Below are 20,174 nucleotides of genomic sequence, written 5' to 3'. Positions count from 1 at the left end.
GTGAGCTGACAAGGGAGACCCTCAAGCCTAACCCGCCGAAAGGCGGACCTCCGCCGCCCTTCGCCACAGGCCCGGCAGCTCGTCCTCCCGCCGCGCCGCCGTCGCCTGCTCCTGCCCGTACAGCAGGCCCCAGGTGAAGGCGCTCTCCCCCGCCGCGTGTGCCTGCGCCGCGAGGTCGCGCAGGGCCTCGCGGGCGACGACGCTGTCCTGGTGGTCGCCGAGCAGCGTCTGGACGTCCTTCATCCGGCGGACGAAGCGCTTCGCCTTCTTGCCGAGCGCGGGCACGGCCGTCTCTCCCGCGTACCGGGCGCGTTTGGCGGCCTTGCGGGCCTCGTGCATCGCCAGGTCGCGGTCCGGGCCCGGGTCGAGGGCGAGGGCGTGTTCGACGCGGGACGCGAGTCTGGCGTGGTCGCGCAGTGCGGCGTCGGCGAGGGCCTCGGCGGCCGGGCGGGCGGCCTGCTTCGCGCGCAGCGGCGGATCGGCGAGCAGCGCGTCGAGCCCGTCGAGGAGGGCCAGGTACCGCTTGCTGTCGAGTACGGCGACGGTGCGCCGGCGCGAGCCGTGCCGGCGGGCCGTGGCCCAGGTGCGGAGCCGGCCGCGGACCGGGCCGAGCAGCAGGGGGCGGGGCAGGGCGTCGATGCGGGCGGTGATGCGGTCGGTCAGCACCTCGCGGTCCCGGTCGATGCCGAGCTCGGCGGCGAGCCACTTCAGCTCCTCGCCGAGCGGCCCGGTGGCGTCCGGGTCGAGGACCTTCTTGTACGTCTTGAAGGCGCTGCGCAGCCGTCGGGTGGCGACCCGCATCTGGTGCACGGAGTCGGGGAGGTCGCGGCGGACGGCCGGGTCGAGGTCGACGAGGGCGTCGCGCTGGGCGCGCAGGCGGGCCAGGACGTGGGCGCCGGCCTTCTTGCCCGGGGCCTCGGGCTCCGGGGCCGGTTCGTGTGCCGCGCCGGTCTCGGTGAGGGCGCGGGCCAGTTTGGAGGGGGCGGCGGAGCGGTGCAGGCCGGCCTTGCGCAGCCGTTTGCCGACCTTCGCGAGCAGCTCCGGGTCGGCGTCGTCCGCGAGCTCGACCTCGACCTCCGTCCACGTGACGGGATGTTCGCCGCCGGGCCGCTCGGCGCGGACGGCGTCGACGCTGACCTCGGCGAGCGGGGTGCCGTCCGCGCCGGTCAGCTCGGTCACCTCGCGAGTCGAACGGAGCCTGATCACAGGGACGAGGGCGTCGTCGCGGACGCGGGAGCGGACGAGGCCGGCGAGGGTGCGGGGTACGGGCCCGTCGGTCAGCGGGGCCCGCACCTCGTCGCGGATGCCCTCGCTCAGGGAGACGGGCAGTTTGAGGTGCCAGCCCTCGTCCTTGCCTCCGGTGCGGCGGCGCAGGGTGACGTGGTCGGCGGCGAGGCGCTGGTCGGCGGTGTCGTAGTACACGGCGTCGAGCTCCACGACGCCTTTGCCGACGACGCCCTGCACTCCGGCCACCTTGCGCAGATCAGGCAGCCGGAAGGACTCCCCCGGGGCGTCGTACTTCAGCTCGACCTCACGCTTCGTCTCCGCCATAACCCGAACTTAGTCGCCCACCCCGCCCCCGAAAAGACCACGCCGCCCGACGGGGGCGTACGGGGCCCAGCGAGCACGGCAACCGCCTCCGGCGCGGGGCTGCATCGACATGCGGCACCGCCACACGGTCGCACCGGAAAGGCCCCCCGGCGCGGGCTGCGCGGCACCCAGCACCCGGCACCCGGCACCCGGCACCCGGCACCCGGCGACGATGCTCGCCCCGAACCGGTCACCGGTCGCCCGGGACGCCGTCCCGAACCCATGCCTGGCCCCAGCCCCTCTCCCACCCGCCCGCCCCCTCCGGGGGCCGTCGGCCCCGCACCTGGCACACCCCACCAGGGCACGGGCTGCATCGATGTACGGCTGTGCCCCGAGTCCGCGACCAGCCCCCCGGGCCCGAAGCGCCGACCCACGGCGAGGGCAACCGAGCACACGCCCCGGCTGGGCGCACTTCCCGAGGCGGAGGCCTGCGCTGAACGCCCCTGGAGGGGCCGAGGGCGAAGACGCCGGGCCGCAGGTACTGCGTGACGGTCCAAGGTGACGCGGTGCCCGCATCAGAACCGAAGCTGAGGTCCTGCCCCACGGCCGACGCCACCGGAACCCGTACCCGGCACTGAACTGCTGCCCAAGGCCGGGCACCGGGAGGGGTGACTGGAAGCTGGGGCGACCCAACCCAGAGGAGCCCGCGCCGGAGGCGAAAGGCGCCGGGCCAGACAGGCGCCGCCAGGGGCGCGGGGAACTGCGCGACCAGCCACGACGGCCCGGCACCCGGGGACGATCCTCAACCCCTACGGCGGCAGCCCTTGTCGCCGAGGCCAACCGAATCGCGCACCCGGCGCCGGGCGCCCGGCTGACCCACCCGTCCCAGGCGGGCCTGAACCCGCGCCCCGGAGATGGGGTGCTGCCCCCAGGCCGGGCGCCGGGCCGACGCCCCCGGAGGGGGCGGGTGGGTGGGAGCAGGGGGCGGGCCAGGCCAGAGAGCCAGCGCCGGGAGGCGAAACGCCTCGGGCCAGACAGGCACCGCCAGGGGCGCGAGGAACTGCGCGAGCAACCACGACGACGCGGCACCCGGCGACGCCCCCCGCCCCAACAGCCACACCCCTCGGCCCCGGCAACGACCACCGCCGCCTCAACGGCCACGCCCTCGGCCCCGACGACGACCCCGCCGCAGCGCAGGCCCGCTGGACCAGGGGCCCCCGGCGCCGGGGCGCCATAACAGCCCCGCCCCGAGCGCCCCAGAACCGCCGAACCCCCGGAGGGCTACGCCGACATGGGCCGCTGCACCCGGATCGACTGCAACAGCCCCACCGCCACCCACACCGCGAACATCGACGAGCCTCCGTACGAGACGAAGGGCAGCGGCAGGCCCGCCACGGGCATGATGCCGAGCGTCATGCCGATGTTCTCGAAGGCCTGGAAGGCGAACCAGGCGATGATGCCGGCGGCGACGATCGTGCCGTACAGCTCGGTCGTCTCGCGGGCGATGCGGCAGGCCCGCCACAGCAGGACACCGAGGAGCAGCACGATCGCGCCCGCCCCGAGGAACCCGAGCTCCTCACCGGCGACGGTGAACACGAAGTCCGTCTGCTGCTCGGGCACGAACTGCCCGGTGGTCTGCGAGCCGTGGAAGAGCCCGGACCCGGTCAGTCCGCCGGAGCCGATCGCGATGCGCGCCTGGTTGGTGTTGTAGCCGACGCCGGCGGGGTCGAGCGCCGGGTTGGCGAAGGCGGCGAACCGGGCGATCTGGTAGTCGTCGAGGACGCCGAGTTTCCAGACGGCGACGGCCCCGGCCGCCCCGACGCCGATCAGCCCGAGCACCCACCGGTTGGACGCCCCGGAGGAGAGCAGCACGCCGAGCACGATCATCACCATGACCATGACGGACCCGAGGTCCGGCATCAGCATGACGATCATCATCGGGACGGCGGCGAGCCCGAGGGCCTGCATGACGGTCCGGTGGTCGGGATGCTCCCGGTCACCGGCGTCGACGCGCGCCGCGAGCAGCATCGCCATCCCGAGGATGATCGTGATCTTCACGAACTCGGAGGGCTGCAGCGAGAAGCCGCCGCCGATGATGATCCAGGCGTGCGCGCCGTTCACCGTCGCGCCGAGCGGGGTGAGGACGAGCAGCACCAGGAAGACGGAGATGCCGTAGAGGATCGGGACGGCGGTGCGCAGGGTGCGGTGGCCGAGCCAGATCGTGCCGACCATCAGGGCCAGCCCGATGCCGGTGTTGAGCAGGTGCCGGAAGAGGAAGTAGTACGGGTCGCCCTGGTTGAGCTCGGTGCGGTTGCGGGTCGCCGAGTAGACGAGCGCGGCGCCGATCATCGAGAGCGTGATCGCCGAGAGCAGTATGGGCCAGTCGAGCCGGCGGGCCAGCGAGTCGCGGGCCATGAGCCGCGACATGGTGGAGCGCTGGGGCCCGTACCCGGAGACGGAGAAGCCGTTGGCCATGGGTGGTCAGTCCCTCCTGCCGTACGTGGAGGCGGGCGGCCCGGCGGCGAGTTCCTGTTCGGCGGGCGGCTCCTCCTTCTGCGGCGCGTACGGTTCGATCTTCGGCGCGTCGATCGAGCCGTCGGACCCGATCTTCGGCAGGGAGGTCTGCGGCGAGGGCAGCAGGGCCTTCTTCTTGTTCTGCTTGCCGTTCTCGTCGAGGCCGTAGATGGCGTCGTAGATCTTGCGGACGGCAGGGCCGGACGCGCCGGAACCCGTACCACCCTGGGAGATCGTCATGACGATCGAGTAGTCCTTGGTGTACGTCGCGAACCACGAGGTGGTCTGCTTGCCGTAGACCTCGGCCGTACCCGTCTTGGCGTGCATCGGGATCTTGTCCTGGGGCCAGCCGCCGAAGCGCCAGGCCGCCGTACCGCGGGTCGCCACTCCCGCCAGTGCTTGGTCTATCTCGTCGCGGGTCTTCTTCGTCATCGGCAGCTTGCCGTTGACCTTCGGCTGCAGCTCGGTGGTCTGCTTGCCGTCGGGGCTGATGACCGCCTTGCCGACCTGGGGCTGGTGCAGGGTGCCGCCGTTGGAGATCGCCGCGTAGATGGACGCCATCTGGATGGGGGTGACGAGGGTGTCGCCCTGGCCGATGGAGTAGTTGACCTCGTCACCGGCGCGCATCTGGTTGCCCTCCAGACAGTTCTCGTAGGAGAGCCGCTGGATGTAGTCGCCGCCCTTCTTGGCGGCCTTGCACCAGGCGTCCTTGTTGGCCTTCCAGAAGTCCTGCTTCCACTTGCGGTCCGGGATGCGGCCGCTGACCTCGCTGGGCAGGTCGATGCCGGTCTTCTTGCTGAGGCCGAACTGCTTGGCGGTCTTGAAGAACCAGTCGTTGGCGTTCTTCTTCGGCTTGGTGCCGCCGTCCTTCTTCCACTCGTTGTGCGCGAGTCCGTAGAAGACGGTGTCGCAGGAGACTTCGAGGGCGCGGCCGAGGTTGATCGGGCCGAAGTTCTCCGACTCGAAGTTCTTGAAGACCTGGCTGCCGATGGAGTACGAGCTGGTGCAGGGGTAGCGGCCGTTGAACGGGTAGCCCGCGTTGACCGCCGCGGTCGTGGAGACGACCTTGAAGATCGAGCCGGGGGCCGCCTGGCCCTGGGTGGCGCGGTTGAGCAGCGGGTAGTTGGACTTCTTGCCGGTGAGGTTGGCGTAGTCCTTGCCGCTGATGCCGCCGACCCAGGCGTTCGGGTCGTAGGACGGGTTGGAGGCCATGGCGACGACGCGGCCGGTCTTGGCTTCCATGACGACGACGGCGCCGGAGTCGGCCTTGTAGTTCTCGCCGGTGTTCTTGTCGAACTCGTGGCGGGCGGCCTTCATCGCCTCGTTGAGCTCGTACTCGGCGACGGACTGGACGCGGGCGTCGATGGAGGTGACGACGTTGGCGCCGGGCTGGGCGTCGTCGCTCTTGGCGCGGCCGATGACCCGGCCGAGGTTGTCGACCTCGTAGCGGGTGACGCCGGCCTTGCCGCGCAGTTCCTTGTCGTACGTGCGCTCCAGGCCGGAGCGGCCGACCTGGTCGGAGCGCAGGTAGGGGGACTCGGTGTCCTTCGCCTGCTCGATCTCGGCGTCGGTGACCGGGGAGAGGTAGCCGAGGACCTGTGCGGTGTTGGAGCCGCCGGGGCCCGCGTAGCGGCGTACGGCGGTGGGTTCGGCGGTGATGCCGGGGAAGTCCTCGCCGCGCTCGCGGATCTGCAGGGCCTGCTTGGGGGTGGCCTCGTCGGTGATGGGGATGGGCTGGTACGGCGAGCCGTTCCAGCAGGGCTGCGGCGTCTTGGCGTCGCACAGCCGGACCTTCTCCATGACCTCCTTGGGCTTCATCCCGAGGACGTCGGCGAGCTTGGTGAGGACGCCCTTGCCGTCGTCCTCCATCTTCATCAGGTCGGTGCGGGAGGCGGAGACCACGAGGCGGGTCTCGTTGTCGGCGAGGGGGATGCCGCGGGCGTCGAGGATCGAGCCGCGCACGGCGGGGGTGACGACCTGCTGGACGTGGTTGCCGGAGGCTTCCTTGGCGTACTCGTCCCCGTTGCGCACCTGGAGATACCAGAGGCGGCCACCGAGGGTGAGCAGGAGCGAGAGGACGAGGATCTGCAGCACGATGAGGCGGATCTGGACGCGGGGCGTCCGTCCGGTCTCAGGAATGTTGGTCACAGGCGCTTGACCCCCTTGATGCGTCCGGCGCGCGCCGAGCGCGCCTTCACGGCCTTCATCCGCAGTCCGCCGCGCTGGCTGCCGATGCGCAGCCCGGTGCCGGAGGAGAGCCAGCCGGCGGAGACGTCGGTGGCCTTGGAGCTGCCCCCCGAGCTGTCGGCCAGCGGATCGTTCTCGGCGCGTCTGGCGAGGGCCATGACGCCGGGCACGACGAACGGGGCGAGCAGCAGGTCGTAGAGCGCGGCCGTGAACAGCAGGCTGCCGAGGCCGACATGGCGGGCCGCGGTGTCTCCGACGAGGGCGCCGACGCCCGCGTACAGGAGGGTGGTGCCGACGGCGGCGGCGACCACGACGAGCATGGGGCCCGAGGCGGTCCGCAGCCGTCCGTTGTCGGGCTTGGCGAGGCCGGCGAGGTAGCCGATGACGCACAGGACGAGGGCGTAGCGGCCGGCCGCGTGGTCGGCGGGCGGGGCGATGTCGGCGAGGAGTCCGGCGCCGAAGCCGACGAGGGCGCCGCCGACGTGTCCGTAGACGAGCGCGAGCCCGAGGACGGTCAGGAGCAGCAGGTCGGGTACGGCGCCGGGCAGTTGGAGCCGGGACAGGATGCAGACCTGGACGACCAGGGCGACGACGACGAGTACGGAGGACAGGAGGATCCGGTTGACGCGCATCTTTCTCGGGTCCCCCTGCTACTGGTCGGTGTCGGCCGCGTTGTCGCCGGCCGCGTTGTTGTCTGCCGGGTTGTTCCTGGCCGGGTCGCCGCCGGCTTCGTTGTTCCCCGCCGGGTTGTTCTGGGCCGGGTTCTCGCCGTTGGCGGGCGCCGACGGGGTCGCGGTGACCGTGACGGTCGGCGCGGGCTTCGGCTTGGCGGGCAGGACCTGGTCGCGCGGGTCGGAGCGCGGGGCCTGGACGACGATGCCGACGATGTCGAGCTTGGTGAAGCCGACGTACGGCTGGACGTAGACGGTACGGGTCAGGTCGCCGCCGGACGGATCCACGCGGACGACCCGGCCGACCGGGACGCCGGGTACGAAGGGCTTGTCGGCCTGCGAGCCGAAGGTGACGAGGCGGTCGCCCTTCTTGACCTTGGCCTTGCCGTTGAGTAGCTGGACACGCAGCGGGCGGTCGCCCTGGCCGGACGCGAAGCCGAGCTCGTCGGTCTTCTCCATGCGGGTGCCGACGGTGAAGTCGGGGTCGTTGGCGAGCAGGACCGTCGCGGTGTTCGGGCCGACGGTGGTGACGCGGCCGACGAGGCCGTCCCCGTTGAGGACCGTCATGTCGCGCTGGATGCCGTCACTGGCTCCCGCGTCGATGGTCACGGTCCAGGAGAAGCCCTGTGCGGACCCTATGGCGATGACCTGCGCCCCCTTGATGCCGTACTGGCCGGCTCCGGCGGTCTTCAGCATGCTGTCGAGCTGGTGGATCTTGCTGCGGTTGCGGTCGTCGCTGCCGAGCTTCGCCTTCAGCGCCGCGTTCTCCCGCTCGAGCCGGCTGATCCGGTCGTGCCGGGCTCCGGAGTCGCGTACCGCGCTTATGGCGTTGCCGATCGGATCGACCGCTCCGGAGACGCCGTTCTCCACCGGGCCGAAGACCTTCGCGGCGGCCTGGCGGGCACCCTGGGCCGGCGAGTCCTCCCCACCCCGGATGTCCACCGTGATCAAAGCGAACGCGATGGCGATCAGCAGCACCAGGAGCAGCCGGCTCTCTCGTGTGTCCCTCACGTGCGGCGGCCGTGCCTTCCTCAATCAGAAATCAGAAAACGGGTCACTCAGTATGTCTGGGATATCTGGTGTGTCTGGGATGTCGGGGAAATATTTATGGTCTTGCGATGTCGTCGTGAGGTCGCGCAGTGTCGTGTGGCATCGTGCGCCGCCTTGTGATGGATTGCGCTGTCTTGCCTATATATCAACGATCCGCCGCACGAAGTGGCAGGCACTCGTGCGGCGGACCCACCCTTTAAGGTGTGCGCGCTTCGCTCATCGGCGCGGCTGGGCGTCCAGCACCTGCTGGAGCGCCTCGAACTCCTCCACGCACTTTCCGGAACCGAGGGCCACCGAGTCCAGCGGGTCCTCGGCGATGTGGATCGGCATACCGGTCTCACGGCGCAGTCGCTCGTCGAGGCCGCGCAGCAGAGCGCCGCCGCCGGTCAGGACGATGCCGCGGTCCATCACGTCGCCCGAGAGCTCGGGCGGGCACTTGTCGAGGGTGGTCTTCACCGCGTCGACGATCGCGTTGACCGGCTCCTCGATCGCCTTGCGCACCTCGGCGGCCGAGATGACGACGGTCTTGGGCAGTCCGGACACGAGGTCGCGGCCGCGGATCTCGGTGTGCTCGTCGGAGTCCAGGTCGTACGCGGAACCGATCGTGATCTTGATCTGCTCGGCGGTCCGCTCACCGAGGAGGAGCGAGTACTCCTTCTTGATGTGCTGGATGATCGCGTTGTCCAGCTCGTCGCCGGCGACCCGGATCGACTGTGCTGTGACGATTCCGCCGAGCGAGATGACCGCGACCTCCGTGGTGCCGCCGCCGATGTCCACCACCATGTTGCCCGTGGCCTCGTGGACCGGGAGGCCGGAGCCGATGGCCGCGGCCATGGGCTCCTCAATGATGTGCACCTGGCGCGCGCCGGCCTGCGAGGAGGCCTCGATGACCGCGCGGCGCTCGACGCCGGTGATGCCGGAGGGTACGCAGACCACGACGCGAGGCCGGGCGAGGTAGCGCCGCTTGTGGATCTTCAGGATGAAGTAGCGGAGCATGCGCTCGGTGATCTCGAAGTCGGCGATCACACCGTCCTTGAGCGGACGCACGGCGACGATGTTGCCCGGCGTGCGGCCGATCATCTTCTTGGCTTCGGCGCCGACCGCGAGGATGCCACCGGTGTTGGTGTTGATCGCGACCACGGACGGCTCGTTGAGTACGATCCCGCGGCCCCTGACGTACACCAGCGTGTTGGCGGTCCCGAGGTCGACAGCCATGTCACGGCCGATGAACGACATTGAGTTCCCCATCAGGATTCGTCTGGCCTTCCCAAGTGGAGCGTTTGATTGCTTGTCAGGATGGCGAGGTTGGACGCGGTGCGCGCGTGCGAGGCTCCATCGTAGTCTCGCCTGCACACGCGCGGCGCGAGGGTCTTCGCCATTGTCAGCAGATGAATCCCCGCCCCGCTATTGGGGACGTGCCGACGGGGGGTCGCGTTCCCCCGATCGGGGCGCATATGCCAAAGAGCGGCCTGATTTCTCGGGCCGCTCATGGATCGGTCGGATCAGACGAGACCCGGGAAGAAGATCTTCAGCTCGCGCTCGGCGGACTCCTCGGAGTCCGAGGCGTGGATCAGGTTCTCCCGGACGATGACGCCGAAGTCGCCGCGGATCGAACCCGGGGCGGCCGCGATCGGGTCCGTCGGGCCGGCCAGCTGGCGCACGCCCTCGATGACCCGCTCGCCCTCGACGACCAGCGCGACGACGGGGCCGGAGGACATGAACGCGACCAGCGGCTCGTAGAACGGCTTGCCCTGGTGCTCGCCGTAGTGCTGCTCCAGCGTCTCCTGGCTCAGGGAGCGCAGCTCCAGGGCGCTGATCGTCCACCCGGCCTTGCGCTCGATGCGGCCGATGATCTCCCCGATCAGGCCACGGCGGACCGCGTCGGGCTTGAGCAGGACGAGCGTGCGCTGGGTCATTCGGCTGGACTCCTTGTACGGCCTTGTGGTGCGGTGCGGCTGAGTTTACGGGGGTCATGGGGTGCCCTGGGCCCGGCCCCTCGCCGTAGCTCCGGCGGTCCCGTCGCCGAGAGCGGCCGGTGGGGCTCCTCGCGCAGTTCCCCGCGCCCCTGAAATGCAGGCGCTGCGCGCCGCATTTCCCCGATCAAGGCGCAGGGCGCCTGCCATCTGGGGAAGGCGCGGCGAAGCCGCATGCCTTCCAGGGGCGCGGGGAACTGCGCGACCAGCCACGACGGCGCGGCACCCGGCGACGAAACGACCGGACCTACGGCGCGGCCCGATCAAGCCGTGCCGGACGACTTCTGCGCGGCGGCCCAGCGGAGCTTCGCCTCGTCGATCCGGCGCCCGAAGTGGACCGAGGCCCACCACAACCCCGCGAAGCACAGCCCCAGGAAGAACATGAGCGGCACGAAGAACCCGCTCAGCACCAGCAGGATCTGCAGCGCCCAGCCCAGCTGGACACCCCCGGGCCGCGTCACCATCCCGCACAGCAGCACGCTGAGCAGCATCGCGACCCCGCACACCGTCCACACGAGCCCGGACGACAGATCGGGGTCCTTCATGGCCACGAGCCCGGCGAACCCGATGATGAAGAACTCACCGATCAGGGTCGAGGAACACAACGTACGCACAGCGGATCAGCCCTTCCCCAGCAGCAGCCTGGCCTCGCCGACCGTGATCACGGACCCGGTGACGAGCACGCCCCCGCCCGCGAACTCGCCCTCCTCCTCGGCGAGCGTGATCGCGGCCTCCAGCGCGTCGTCGAGCCGCGGCTCGACGACCACCCGGTCGTCCCCGAACACCTCGACGGCCACCGCGGCGAGCTCGTCCGCGTCCATCGCGCGATGGCTCGAGTTCTGCGTGACGACGATCTCCGCGAAGATCGGCTCGAAGGCCTCCAGCAGCCCTCGTACGTTCTTGTCGCCGCTCGCGCCGACGACACCGATCAGCCGGCTGAAGTCGAAGACCTCACCGATCGCCTCGGCGGTGACCCGCGCCCCCGCCGGGTTGTGCGCCGCGTCCAGGACCACGGTCGGCGAGCGGCGCACGACCTCCAGGCGGCCCGGCGAGCTCACCGAGGCGAACGCGGTGCGGATCGTGTCGATGTCGAGCGGGCGCGTGTGCTGCGAGCCGATGCCGAAGAAGGCCTCGACCGCGGCGAGCGCCACCGCCGCGTTGTGCGCCTGGTGGGCGCCGTGCAGCGGGAGGAAGACCTCCTCGTACTCGCCGCCGAGCCCGCGCAGCGTCACGAGCTGCCCGCCGACCGCGACCTGCCGCGCGACGACGCCGAACTCCAGACCCTCGCGGGCCACGGTCGCGTCCGTCTCCACGGCCTTCTTGAGGATGACCTGCGCGGCGTCCACCGGCTGCTGCGCCATGATCACCGTGGCGCCCTGCTTGATGATCCCGGACTTCTCCCCCGCGATCTCGCCGGGCGTGGAGCCGAGCCGGTCGGTGTGGTCCAGGTCGATCGGCGTGATCACGGCGACGGAGCCGTCGATCACGTTCGTCGCGTCCCAGCTGCCGCCCATGCCGACCTCGACGACCGCGACGTCCACGGGGGCGTCAGCGAAGGCCGCGTAGGCCATGCCGGTCAGCACCTCGAAGAACGACAGCCGGTACTCCTGCTGGGCGTCGACCAGCTCGACGTACGGCTTGACGTCCTCGAACGTCTCGATGAAGCGCTCGTGGCTGATCGGGGCGCCGTCCAGGCTGATGCGCTCGGTGACGGACTGCACGTGCGGCGACGTGTACCGCCCGGTGCGCAGCTCGAAGGCGCCGAGCAGGGCCTCGATCATGCGGGCCGTCGACGTCTTCCCGTTCGTCCCCGTGATGTGGATCGACGGGTACGCGCGCTGCGGCTCGCCCAGCACGTCCATCAGCGCGGCGATGCGGCTGACGGAGGGCTCCAGCTTCGTCTCGCCCCAGCGCGTGGCCAGGTCGGCCTCGACCGCGCGCAGCGCCTTCTCCACCTCGGGTTCCTCGGGGCGGGCCGGGATCCCGTCGCCCTGCGGGGGGCCGCCCTGGGTGCGCAGGGTGCGGCTGCCCGCCTCGATCACCGCGAGGTCGGGATCACGGGTCGTCTCTTCGCCGACGATGTCGTCGAAGGCGTCGGGGGCGCCGGGCACACCGTCGGGCTCGTGGTCGTCGCTGCTGTCGTGCGGGGGGAGGTCACTCACACCCGCCAGTCTACGGAGCCCCGCCGACACCGCCGCCCCCCGTCCCCGGGGCACGCGTCCATCCGCCGTAAACCGCCCCGCCCGCTCGGCGCGGTTCGCCTCCCCTCCCGGAGCCCGGGGGTCCAATCTGACCATGTGGTACGCACATCAACCCGGCCGTCGCACACGGCAGATCCTCGGTGACGGCGCCGTCCTGCTGTGGACCGGCGGCTGGGCCTCGGCCGCCGTCGCCGCGCACCGGCTGATCTCCGAGCCGGACCGCCCCGCCCCGCACGCGAACGCCCGGCTGCCGCTGCTCGGCCCGCGCGTGAACGGCACCCTGCACGACGTCGCGCTGGCCGGCGACCGGCTCGCCGACACGACGCCCGCGGGCCCCGCACCGGCCCAGGCGCTCGCGCTGCTCGCCGCCGTCGCCCTGTTCGTGGTGCCCGTGGGGCTGCTGCTCACGCTGTGGCTGCCGCGGCGGCTGCGCTGGGTGCGGCAGGCCGCCGCCGCCCGCGACCTCGCCGCCACCGAGGACGGCCGCGAACTCCTCGCCCTGCGCACCCTCCTGCGCCCCCTCGACGACGTGGGCCGCACCGCGGGCGCCCTGCCCGACTCCACCCCCGGCAGCCTCGCCGAGGGCTGGCGCGAGGGCGACCCGGCGACCCTGGACGCCCTCGCCGAGGCCGAACTCGTCCGGCTGGGGCTGCGCACGGTATGACGGCGACCGGCCGCGCTCTGCCGCTGCTCCTCGTCGCGGCGCCGGCCGACGCCCCGCCGCACGTCCTGACGACCCTGCGGGACGCGCGCTTCACGTACCGCATGGTGCACACCGGGCAGGACGCGCTGCGCGACCTGTACCGGTACCGGCCCGACCTGCTGCTGCTCAGCCTGCGGCTGCGCGACCCGGGTCCGTGGGACGTGCTGCAGCGGGTCCGCGAGATGACCGAGGACCTGCGGGTCATGGCGCTCGACCGCACCTACCGCGAGCGGACCGCGCTGCGCGCCCTGGAGGCCGGCGCCGACGACGTGCTCTGGCTCGACGTGCCGCTCCCCTTCGCCAAGGCGCTGATCCTGGCCCGGCTGCGGCGCGCGATGCCCGCCGACCCGGCGGGCCAGCTCCTCGACGACGGCGTCCTGCGACTCGACCTGCTGACCCGCGAGGCCTCCCTCGCCGGCACCTTCGTCCCGCTGACCGCCCTGGAGTTCGACCTCCTGTTCGCGCTCGCCTTCAACGCCGGCCAGGTGCTCACCCCCGAGCAGCTCCTCGCCCGCGCCTGGCGGTCCCGCCCCGACGGCGACTCCACGAAGGTCAAGCACGCCGTGCTGCGCCTGCGCCGCAGCATCACCCGTGCCACCGGCCAGGACGCCCCCGTGGAGACCGTCCGCGGCGTCGGCTACCGGTACGTGCCGCCCCGGCCCGCGCGGGCGTAGGTCCCGGGCCCAAAGCCCCGTTCCGTCCCGCGCCGCGCTCTGCGACCCGCGCGCGACCTGAGCGCGCCGCCGCGGCCACCACGACGCCCCACAGTCGTCTCCCATGTCCCTGGTAGCCCTCATCCCCGCACACGACGAACAGGACCGGATCGTCGCCACCCTGGCCGGCCTGTACCGGCAGACCTCGCGCCCCGACCGCATCGTGGTCGTCGCCGACAACTGCACGGACGAGACGGCCCGGATCGCCGCGCACTGCGGGGCCGAGGTCTTCGTGCCCACCGACAACCGCGACAAGAAGGCCGGCGCCCTCAACCAGGCGCTCGGCCCGCTGCTCGACGAGCTCGACGACGACGCCTACGTCCTCGTGCAGGACGCCGACACCGTCCTCAACCCCGACTTCGTCGCCTGCGCCGTCGACGCGATGGCCGACCCGGAGGTCGGCGCCGTCGGCGGCATCTTCTACGGGGAGCCCGGCGGCGGCCTGCTCGGCCTGCTCCAGCGCATGGAGTACCAGCGCTACGCCGGCGAGATCCGCCGCAAGAAGAACGAGGCCGTCGTCCTCACCGGCACCGGCACCCTGTTCCGCGCGTCCGTGCTCCGCGAGGTCCGCGCGGCCCGGCTCGCCGGCACCGTCGGCGGCGGCGACGGCTACTACTCGCTGGCCTCGCTCACCGAGGACGACGAGATCACCAAGGCCGTCAAGACGCTCGGCCACCGCACCGTCTCCCCCGACGGCTGCTGGCTGGTCACCGAGGTCATGCCCTCGCTCGGCAAGCTGTGGCACCAGCGGCTGCGCTGGCAGCGCGGCGCCCTGGAGAACCTGCGCGACTACGGCTGGACCCCGGTCACCGCCCCCTACTTCCGCCAGCAGCTGCAGCTCGGCGTCGGCGCCCTCGCCCTCGGCCTGTTCGCCACCTTCGCCGTGCTCAGCCTCACCCTCGTCGGCTGGCAGGGCTTCTCGGTGTTCTGGACGGCGATCACGCTGCTCTTCGTCGTCGAACGCACCCTGACCGTCCGCCGCCTCGGCTGGCGGGCCTCCCTGCTCGCCGCTCCCCTGGTCCCGGAGCTGCTCTACGACGCGTTCCGCCAGGCCGTGTTCCTGCGCTCCCTGCTCGACCTGGCCCTGCGCCGCGAGGCCCGCTGGGTCGCCACCTGAACCCGCACCACCGTCAACACCGTTTCCACCGACAGGAGTTCACCCATGTACGGAAAGCCCACGGACGCCGCGATACTCGGCGGTGGCGGCACCGGCACCCTCGCCGCCACCGGTTCGTCCCCGCTCGCGATCCTCGCCCTGATCGTCGGCTGCCTCACCCTGATCGCCGCCGGCCTCGCCGTGCGCAGCCTCGTCCCCGTGGTGCGCGGCAAGGACAAGGGCCCGGGACCGCGCTGACCGCCCGCCCCACGGGGAAGGCCCCCGGAACCCTTCGGTTCCGGGGGCCTTCGGCCGTCGTACGGGGTCGGGTCACGCCTGCGGGAGGCGGTCCAGCTGGGCCTGGATGCGGGCGATGTCCTCGTCCGCCTTGGCCAGGCGGCCCTTGATCTTGTCCACGACGTTGTCCGGGGCCTTGGCGAGGAACGCCTCGTTGCCCAGCTTGCCCTCGGCCGCGGCCTTGTCCTTCTCCGCGGCGGCGAGGTCCTTGGCGAGGCGCTTGCGCTCGGCGGCCACGTCGATCGCACCCGACAGGTCGAGGGCGACCTCGACCCCGGCCACCGGCAGCGTGGCGCTGGCGGCGAACGCGTCACCCTCCGGCTGCAGCTTCAGCAGCTGGCGGATGGCGGCCTCGTGCGCGGCGAGCGCGCTGCCTTCGAGGGCGAGGCGGGCCGGGACCTTCTGGCCGGCCTTGAGGCCCTGCTCGGCCTTGAAGCGGCGGACCTCGACGACGACCTGCTGGACCGTCTCGATCTCCTTCTCCGCGGCCTCGTCACGGAAGCCCGAGTCCTTCGGCCACTCGGCCAGGACGACCGTCTCGCCGCCCGTCAGCGTCGTCCACAGCGTCTCCGTGACGAACGGGACGATCGGGTGCAGCAGGCGCAGCGTCACGTCCAGGACCTCACCGAGGACCCGGCCGGACACCTTGGCCTGCTCGCCGCCCGCCATGAACGTCGTCTTCGACAGCTCGACGTACCAGTCGAAGACCTCGTCCCACGCGTAGTGGTAGAGCGCGTCGCTGAGCTTGGCGAACTGGTAGTCGTCGTAGAGCCCGTCGACCTCGGCCACCGTCTTGTTGAGCCGCGACAGGATCCAGCGGTCGGTCGCCGACATCTGCTCGGGCTCGGGCAGCGGGCCCTCGACCGTCGCGCCGTTCATGAGCGCGAAGCGGGTCGCGTTCCAGATCTTGTTGGCGAAGTTGCGGGAGGCCTGGACCCAGTCCTCGCCGATCGGGACGTCGATGCCCGGGTTGGCGCCCCTGGCCAGGGTGAAGCGCAGGGCGTCGGAGCCGTACTTGTCCATCCAGTCCAGCGGGTTCACGACGTTGCCGAACGACTTCGACATCTTCTTGCCGTTCTCGTCACGGACCATGCCGTGGAACGCGATCGTGCGGAACGGCGGCTGGCCGTCCATCGCGTAGAGACCGAACATCATCATGCGGGCGACCCAGAAGAACATCAGGTCGTAGCCCGTGACCAGGACCGAGTTCGGGTAGAACTTCTCCAGGTCCGGGGTCTGCTCGGGCCAGCCGAGCGTGGAGAACGGCCACAGGCCGGAGGAGAACCACGTGTCGAGTACGTCGGTGTCCTGCTTCCAGCCCTCGCCCGTGGGCGGCTCCTCGTCGGGGCCGACGCAGACCAGCTCGCCGTCGGGACCGTGCCAGACGGGGATGCGGTGGCCCCACCACAGCTGGCGCGAGATGCACCAGTCGTTCAGGTTGTCGACCCAGTCGAAGTAGCGCTGCGACATGTCGGCCGGGTGGATGTCGACCCGGCCGTCACGGACCGCGTCGCCCGCGGCCTTGGCGAGCGTCTCGACCTTGACCCACCACTGCAGGGACAGACGCGGCTCCAGCGTCGTCTTGCAGCGCGAGCAGTGGCCGACGGAGTGGACGTAGGGGCGCTTCTCGGCGACGATCCGGCCGTCGGCGCGCAGGGCGGCGACGATCGCGGAGCGGGCCTCGAACCGGTCCAGGCCCTGGAAGGGGCCGTGGGCGGTGATCACGCCGCGCTCGTCGAGGACCTCGATGGCCTCCAGGTCGTGGCGCTGACCGATCGCGAAGTCGTTCGGGTCGTGCGCCGGGGTCACCTTGACGGCGCCGGTGCCGAACTCCGGGTCGACGTGCGTGTCGGCGACGACCGGGATGGACCGGTCGGTCAGCGGCAGCTTGATCTGCTTGCCGATCAGGTGGGCGTAGCGCTCGTCGTCGGGGTGGACGGCGACGGCGGTGTCGCCGAGCATCGTCTCCGCGCGGGTCGTGGCGACGACGATGGTGTCGTCACCCTCGCCGTACTTCATGGAGACGAGCTCGCCGTCGTCGTCCTGGTAGTCGACCTCGATGTCGGAGATCGCCGTCAGACAGCGCGGGCACCAGTTGATGATGCGCTCGGCGCGGTAGATGAGGCCGTCGTCGAACATCTTCTTGAAGACGGTCTGGACGGCGCGGGACAGGCCCTCGTCCATGGTGAACCGGTCCCGGCTCCACGCCAGGCCCTCGCCGAGGCGCCGCATCTGGCCGGCGATCTGGCCGCCGGACTCGGCCTTCCACTCCCAGACGCGCTCGACGAACGCCGCGCGGCCCAGGTCGTGGCGGGACTTGCCCTCCTTGGCGAGCTCGCGCTCCACGACGTTCTGCGTGGCGATGCCCGCGTGGTCCATGCCCGGCTGCCACAGCGTCTCGTAGCCCTGCATGCGCTTGCGGCGGGTGAGGGCGTCGATCAGCGTGTGCTCGAAGGCGTGGCCCAGGTGGAGCGAGCCCGTGACGTTCGGCGGCGGGATGACGATGGTGTACGCCGGCTTCTCGCTCTTCGCGTCCGCCTCGAAGTACCCACGCTCTACCCAGCGCTCGTACAGCGGCCCCTCTACCTCGGCCGGCGCGTACTGGGTCGGCAGTTCGGAGGTGGGCGCTGTCTGCTGCTGAGTGTTCTCGGTCACGGGGTCAGTTTAGAGGGGTCACAGTCCCGTACTGAAACCGAATCCGGGGGACCGATCCGCACGCGCGTACGTCAGGATGTCGGGAGCACATAAACAGCGGGAGGGAACCCCAGTAATGAGCTACAACCAGCCGGGCCCGTACGGAGGCCAGCAGCCCCAGCAGCCCGGGCCCTACGGCCAGCAGCCGCAGCAGCCGGGACCGTACGGCCAGCAGCCCCAGGCGCCGCAGCCCGGCTACGGCTACCCCCAGCAGGCTCCCCAGGGTGTCCCGCCGCAGCAGGGCGGCTACAGCCAGCCGCAGCAGCCCGGCCCCTACGGCCAGCAGCCGCAGGCCCCGTACGGCGGCCAGTACCCGCCGGCCCCGCCGGCCGGTGGCGGCGGCGGCAAGAAGACCGGCCTGATCATCGGCGCCGTCGCGGTCGTGGCCGCGATCGGCGTCGGCGCGTACTTCGTCTTCGGCGGCGGTGGCGGCGCCTCGGTCGCGGACGACGGCCCGCACAAGCTGACGACTCCGGCGACAGTCCTGGGCGAGTACCAGAAGGACGCGAAGGAGAACGACGGCTTCGACTCCAAGGACATGAAGGACGCGGAGAAGGAAGGCCTGAAGAACGGCACGCCCGTCAACGCCGCCTACGGGACCAAGAACGCGTCGAACCCGCTGGCCACCAAGGTGATCAGCTTCCAGGGTGCCTACGGCGAGATCGAGGACCCGGAGAAGCTCGTCGACGGCATGTTCACCAAGGGGGCCCTCGAGGCCGCCAAGGGCAGCGACAGCAGCGACGACAAGGCCTCGCTCGTCGGCAGCCCCACCGACTACAGCACGGACGACTTCATCCTGAAGTGCCAGGAGATGAAGATGGAGCCCGGCAGCAGCGCGAGCGCGACCGGCCCCAAGGAGATGCACATGCCCGTGTGCATCTGGAGCGACAACAGCACCATGGCGATCGTCGTCAGCGCCGACGTCGCGGACATGATGTCCGGCAAGTCGCCCGACCTGAAGGCCGCCTCGGAACTCACCGCGAAGTTCCGCTCCGAGGTCCGCGTCAAGGCCTGACACGCACCCGCGGAAACGTGACGAGAGGGGCCCCGGTCGGTTGTCCGACCGGGGCCCCTCTCCTTGTCAGCTCGCGCCAACCGCCGTGCGGCTACGCCGACTTCTGTTCGCCGCTGCCCGTGCCGCGGGCGTCGCGCGGGATCAGGGTCGGGTTCACGTTCGAGTGGACAGCTTCCGCCGTGATGACGACGCGGGCGACGTCCTTGCGGGACGGGACCTCGTACATCACCGACTGGAGGACTTCCTCCATGATGGCGCGCAGGCCTCGGGCGCCGGTGCGGCGGAGGATGGCCTGGTCGGCGATGGCCTCCAGGGCCTCACGCTCGAAGTCCAGCTCCACGCCGTCGAGTTCGAAGAGGCGCTGGTACTGCTTCACCAGCGCGTTGCGCGGCTCGACGAGGATCTGGAGCAGGGCCTCGCGGTCGAGGTTGTGGACCGAGGTGATGACGGGGAGACGGCCGATGAACTCGGGGATCATCCCGAACTTCACCAGGTCCTCCGGCATGACCTCCTGGAACTGGTCCTTCTCCTCCAGCTCGCGCTTGGAGTGGATCGTCGCGCCGAAGCCGATGCCCTTGGCGCCGGCCCGCGACTCGATGATCTTCTCCAGACCGGCGAACGCGCCGCCCACGATGAACAGCACGTTCGTCGTGTCGATCTGGATGAACTCCTGGTGCGGGTGCTTGCGGCCGCCCTGCGGGGGGACGGAGGCCGTCGTGCCCTCGAGGATCTTCAGGAGGGCCTGCTGGACGCCCTCGCCCGACACGTCGCGGGTGATCGAGGGGTTCTCGCTCTTCCTCGCGACCTTGTCGATCTCGTCGATGTAGATGATCCCGGTCTCGGCCTTCTTGACGTCGTAGTCCGCGGCCTGGATCAGCTTCAGCAGGATGTTCTCGACGTCCTCGCCGACGTAGCCCGCCTCCGTGAGGGCGGTGGCGTCGGCGATCGCGAACGGGACGTTCAGCATGCGCGCCAGCGTCTGGGCGAGAAGTGTCTTGCCCGAGCCCGTGGGGCCGAGGAGCAGGATGTTGGACTTCGCGAGTTCGATCGCGTCGTCACGGCCCTGCGCTCCGCCGTTCTCGCCGGCCTGGACGCGCTTGTAATGGTTGTACACGGCCACGGAGAGCGCCTTCTTGGCGGCCTCCTGGCCCACGACGTAGCTCTCGAGGAACTCGTAGATCTCGCGAGGCTTGGGCAGTTCCTCCCAGCGCACCTCGCTCGTCTCCGCGAGCTCTTCCTCGATGATCTCGTTGCAGAGGTCGATGCACTCGTCGCAGATGTACACACCGGGGCCTGCGATGAGCTTCTTGACCTGCTTCTGGCTCTTTCCGCAGAACGAGCACTTGAGCAGATCGCCGCCGTCACCGATGCGTGCCACGAGGTGCTTCCCCTTCGCCTGGGAGACGCTCGCACAAGCGGCTCCTGGTGCCTGTATCCGACGGTACCTTGCCGGGCCCCCCGTTCGGGCCCCCCTTGGCACGGTTCACTTCGACGTGAACCGTGCCGGGGAACGGCAGACGATACAGCGTG

General features: G+C 71.0%; 16 protein-coding genes. 5 read left to right on the top strand and 11 right to left on the bottom strand.

Features of this window, described 5'->3' with window-relative positions; translation table 11 throughout:
- Positions 1 to 27: 27 nt before the first annotated feature.
- The 9 genes from ACZ4E1_RS20590 to folC form a co-directional block, all read right to left on the bottom strand.
- On the bottom strand, positions 28 to 1,551 hold the full coding sequence (locus ACZ4E1_RS20590) for a CYTH and CHAD domain-containing protein (protein WP_467541094.1): 1,524 nt from the start codon (positions 1,549 to 1,551) through the stop codon (positions 28 to 30).
- A gap of 1,260 nt (positions 1,552 to 2,811) precedes the next feature.
- Positions 2,812 to 4,005, bottom strand: coding sequence for a rod shape-determining protein RodA (gene rodA / locus ACZ4E1_RS20585; protein ID WP_467541092.1), 1,194 nt, complete (start codon positions 4,003 to 4,005; stop codon positions 2,812 to 2,814).
- Positions 4,006 to 4,011: 6 nt separating this feature from the next.
- Positions 4,012 to 6,192, bottom strand: a complete 2,181-nt coding sequence (gene mrdA, locus ACZ4E1_RS20580; RefSeq protein WP_467541090.1) for a penicillin-binding protein 2 — start codon at positions 6,190 to 6,192, stop codon at positions 4,012 to 4,014.
- On the bottom strand, positions 6,189 to 6,863 hold the full coding sequence (mreD, locus tag ACZ4E1_RS20575; RefSeq protein ID WP_467541089.1) for a rod shape-determining protein MreD: 675 nt from the start codon (positions 6,861 to 6,863) through the stop codon (positions 6,189 to 6,191). Before mreD ends, mrdA begins: the two co-directional genes overlap by 4 nt.
- A gap of 18 nt (positions 6,864 to 6,881) precedes the next feature.
- Complete coding sequence (gene mreC, locus ACZ4E1_RS20570; protein WP_467541087.1) at positions 6,882 to 7,913, bottom strand: rod shape-determining protein MreC; 1,032 nt, start codon at positions 7,911 to 7,913, stop codon at positions 6,882 to 6,884.
- A 255-nt stretch (positions 7,914 to 8,168) separates the two neighbouring features.
- Entirely contained in the window at positions 8,169 to 9,188 is a 1,020-nt protein-coding gene (locus tag ACZ4E1_RS20565; protein ID WP_059131610.1) for a rod shape-determining protein, read from the bottom strand.
- Positions 9,189 to 9,454: 266 nt separating this feature from the next.
- On the bottom strand, positions 9,455 to 9,868 hold the full coding sequence (gene ndk / locus ACZ4E1_RS20560; protein WP_161300954.1) for a nucleoside-diphosphate kinase: 414 nt from the start codon (positions 9,866 to 9,868) through the stop codon (positions 9,455 to 9,457).
- A gap of 320 nt (positions 9,869 to 10,188) precedes the next feature.
- A complete protein-coding gene (locus ACZ4E1_RS20555; protein WP_467541083.1) occupies positions 10,189 to 10,539 on the bottom strand; it encodes a DUF4233 domain-containing protein in 351 nt (116 codons plus the stop codon).
- Between the two features lie 6 nt (positions 10,540 to 10,545).
- The gene (gene folC / locus ACZ4E1_RS20550) at positions 10,546 to 12,087 is read right to left on the bottom strand and encodes a bifunctional tetrahydrofolate synthase/dihydrofolate synthase (protein WP_467541081.1); all 1,542 of its coding nucleotides are present in this window, start codon (positions 12,085 to 12,087) and stop codon (positions 10,546 to 10,548) included.
- A gap of 133 nt (positions 12,088 to 12,220) precedes the next feature.
- Between folC and ACZ4E1_RS20545 the strand changes: the two genes are divergently transcribed.
- From ACZ4E1_RS20545 to ACZ4E1_RS20530, 4 genes are all read left to right on the top strand, one after another.
- Positions 12,221 to 12,790, top strand: a complete 570-nt coding sequence (locus ACZ4E1_RS20545; RefSeq protein ID WP_467541079.1) for a hypothetical protein — start codon at positions 12,221 to 12,223, stop codon at positions 12,788 to 12,790.
- Positions 12,787 to 13,503: a winged helix-turn-helix transcriptional regulator gene (locus ACZ4E1_RS20540; protein WP_467541077.1), complete on the top strand. Its 717-nt coding sequence runs from the start codon at positions 12,787 to 12,789 to the stop codon at positions 13,501 to 13,503. Before ACZ4E1_RS20545 ends, ACZ4E1_RS20540 begins: the two co-directional genes overlap by 4 nt.
- A gap of 103 nt (positions 13,504 to 13,606) precedes the next feature.
- Positions 13,607 to 14,659: a glycosyltransferase family 2 protein gene (locus ACZ4E1_RS20535; RefSeq protein WP_467541075.1), complete on the top strand. Its 1,053-nt coding sequence runs from the start codon at positions 13,607 to 13,609 to the stop codon at positions 14,657 to 14,659.
- Positions 14,660 to 14,704: 45 nt separating this feature from the next.
- Positions 14,705 to 14,896 (top strand): hypothetical protein, encoded by a 192-nt coding sequence (locus ACZ4E1_RS20530; protein ID WP_399126184.1) that lies wholly within the window; start codon positions 14,705 to 14,707, stop codon positions 14,894 to 14,896.
- 72 nt (positions 14,897 to 14,968) lie between these two features.
- Here the strand turns inward: ACZ4E1_RS20530 and ACZ4E1_RS20525 are convergent, their stop codons facing one another.
- Positions 14,969 to 17,590, bottom strand: a complete 2,622-nt coding sequence (locus tag ACZ4E1_RS20525) for a valine--tRNA ligase (RefSeq protein WP_467541072.1) — start codon at positions 17,588 to 17,590, stop codon at positions 14,969 to 14,971.
- A 115-nt stretch (positions 17,591 to 17,705) separates the two neighbouring features.
- Here ACZ4E1_RS20525 and ACZ4E1_RS20520 point away from each other — a divergent pair, with 115 nt between their 5' ends.
- Positions 17,706 to 18,644: a hypothetical protein gene (locus tag ACZ4E1_RS20520; RefSeq protein WP_467541070.1), complete on the top strand. Its 939-nt coding sequence runs from the start codon at positions 17,706 to 17,708 to the stop codon at positions 18,642 to 18,644.
- Positions 18,645 to 18,735: 91 nt separating this feature from the next.
- Here the strand turns inward: ACZ4E1_RS20520 and clpX are convergent, their stop codons facing one another.
- Entirely contained in the window at positions 18,736 to 20,022 is a 1,287-nt protein-coding gene (gene clpX, locus ACZ4E1_RS20515) for an ATP-dependent Clp protease ATP-binding subunit ClpX (RefSeq protein ID WP_161300949.1), read from the bottom strand.
- Between the last annotated feature and the right edge of the window lie 152 nt (positions 20,023 to 20,174).

It is taken from the genome of Streptomyces sp. NPDC025806 (genome assembly GCF_055558275.1).
The sequence above is the reverse complement of the archived record's forward strand: the minus strand, read 5'-3'. Positions and strand labels throughout refer to the sequence as shown.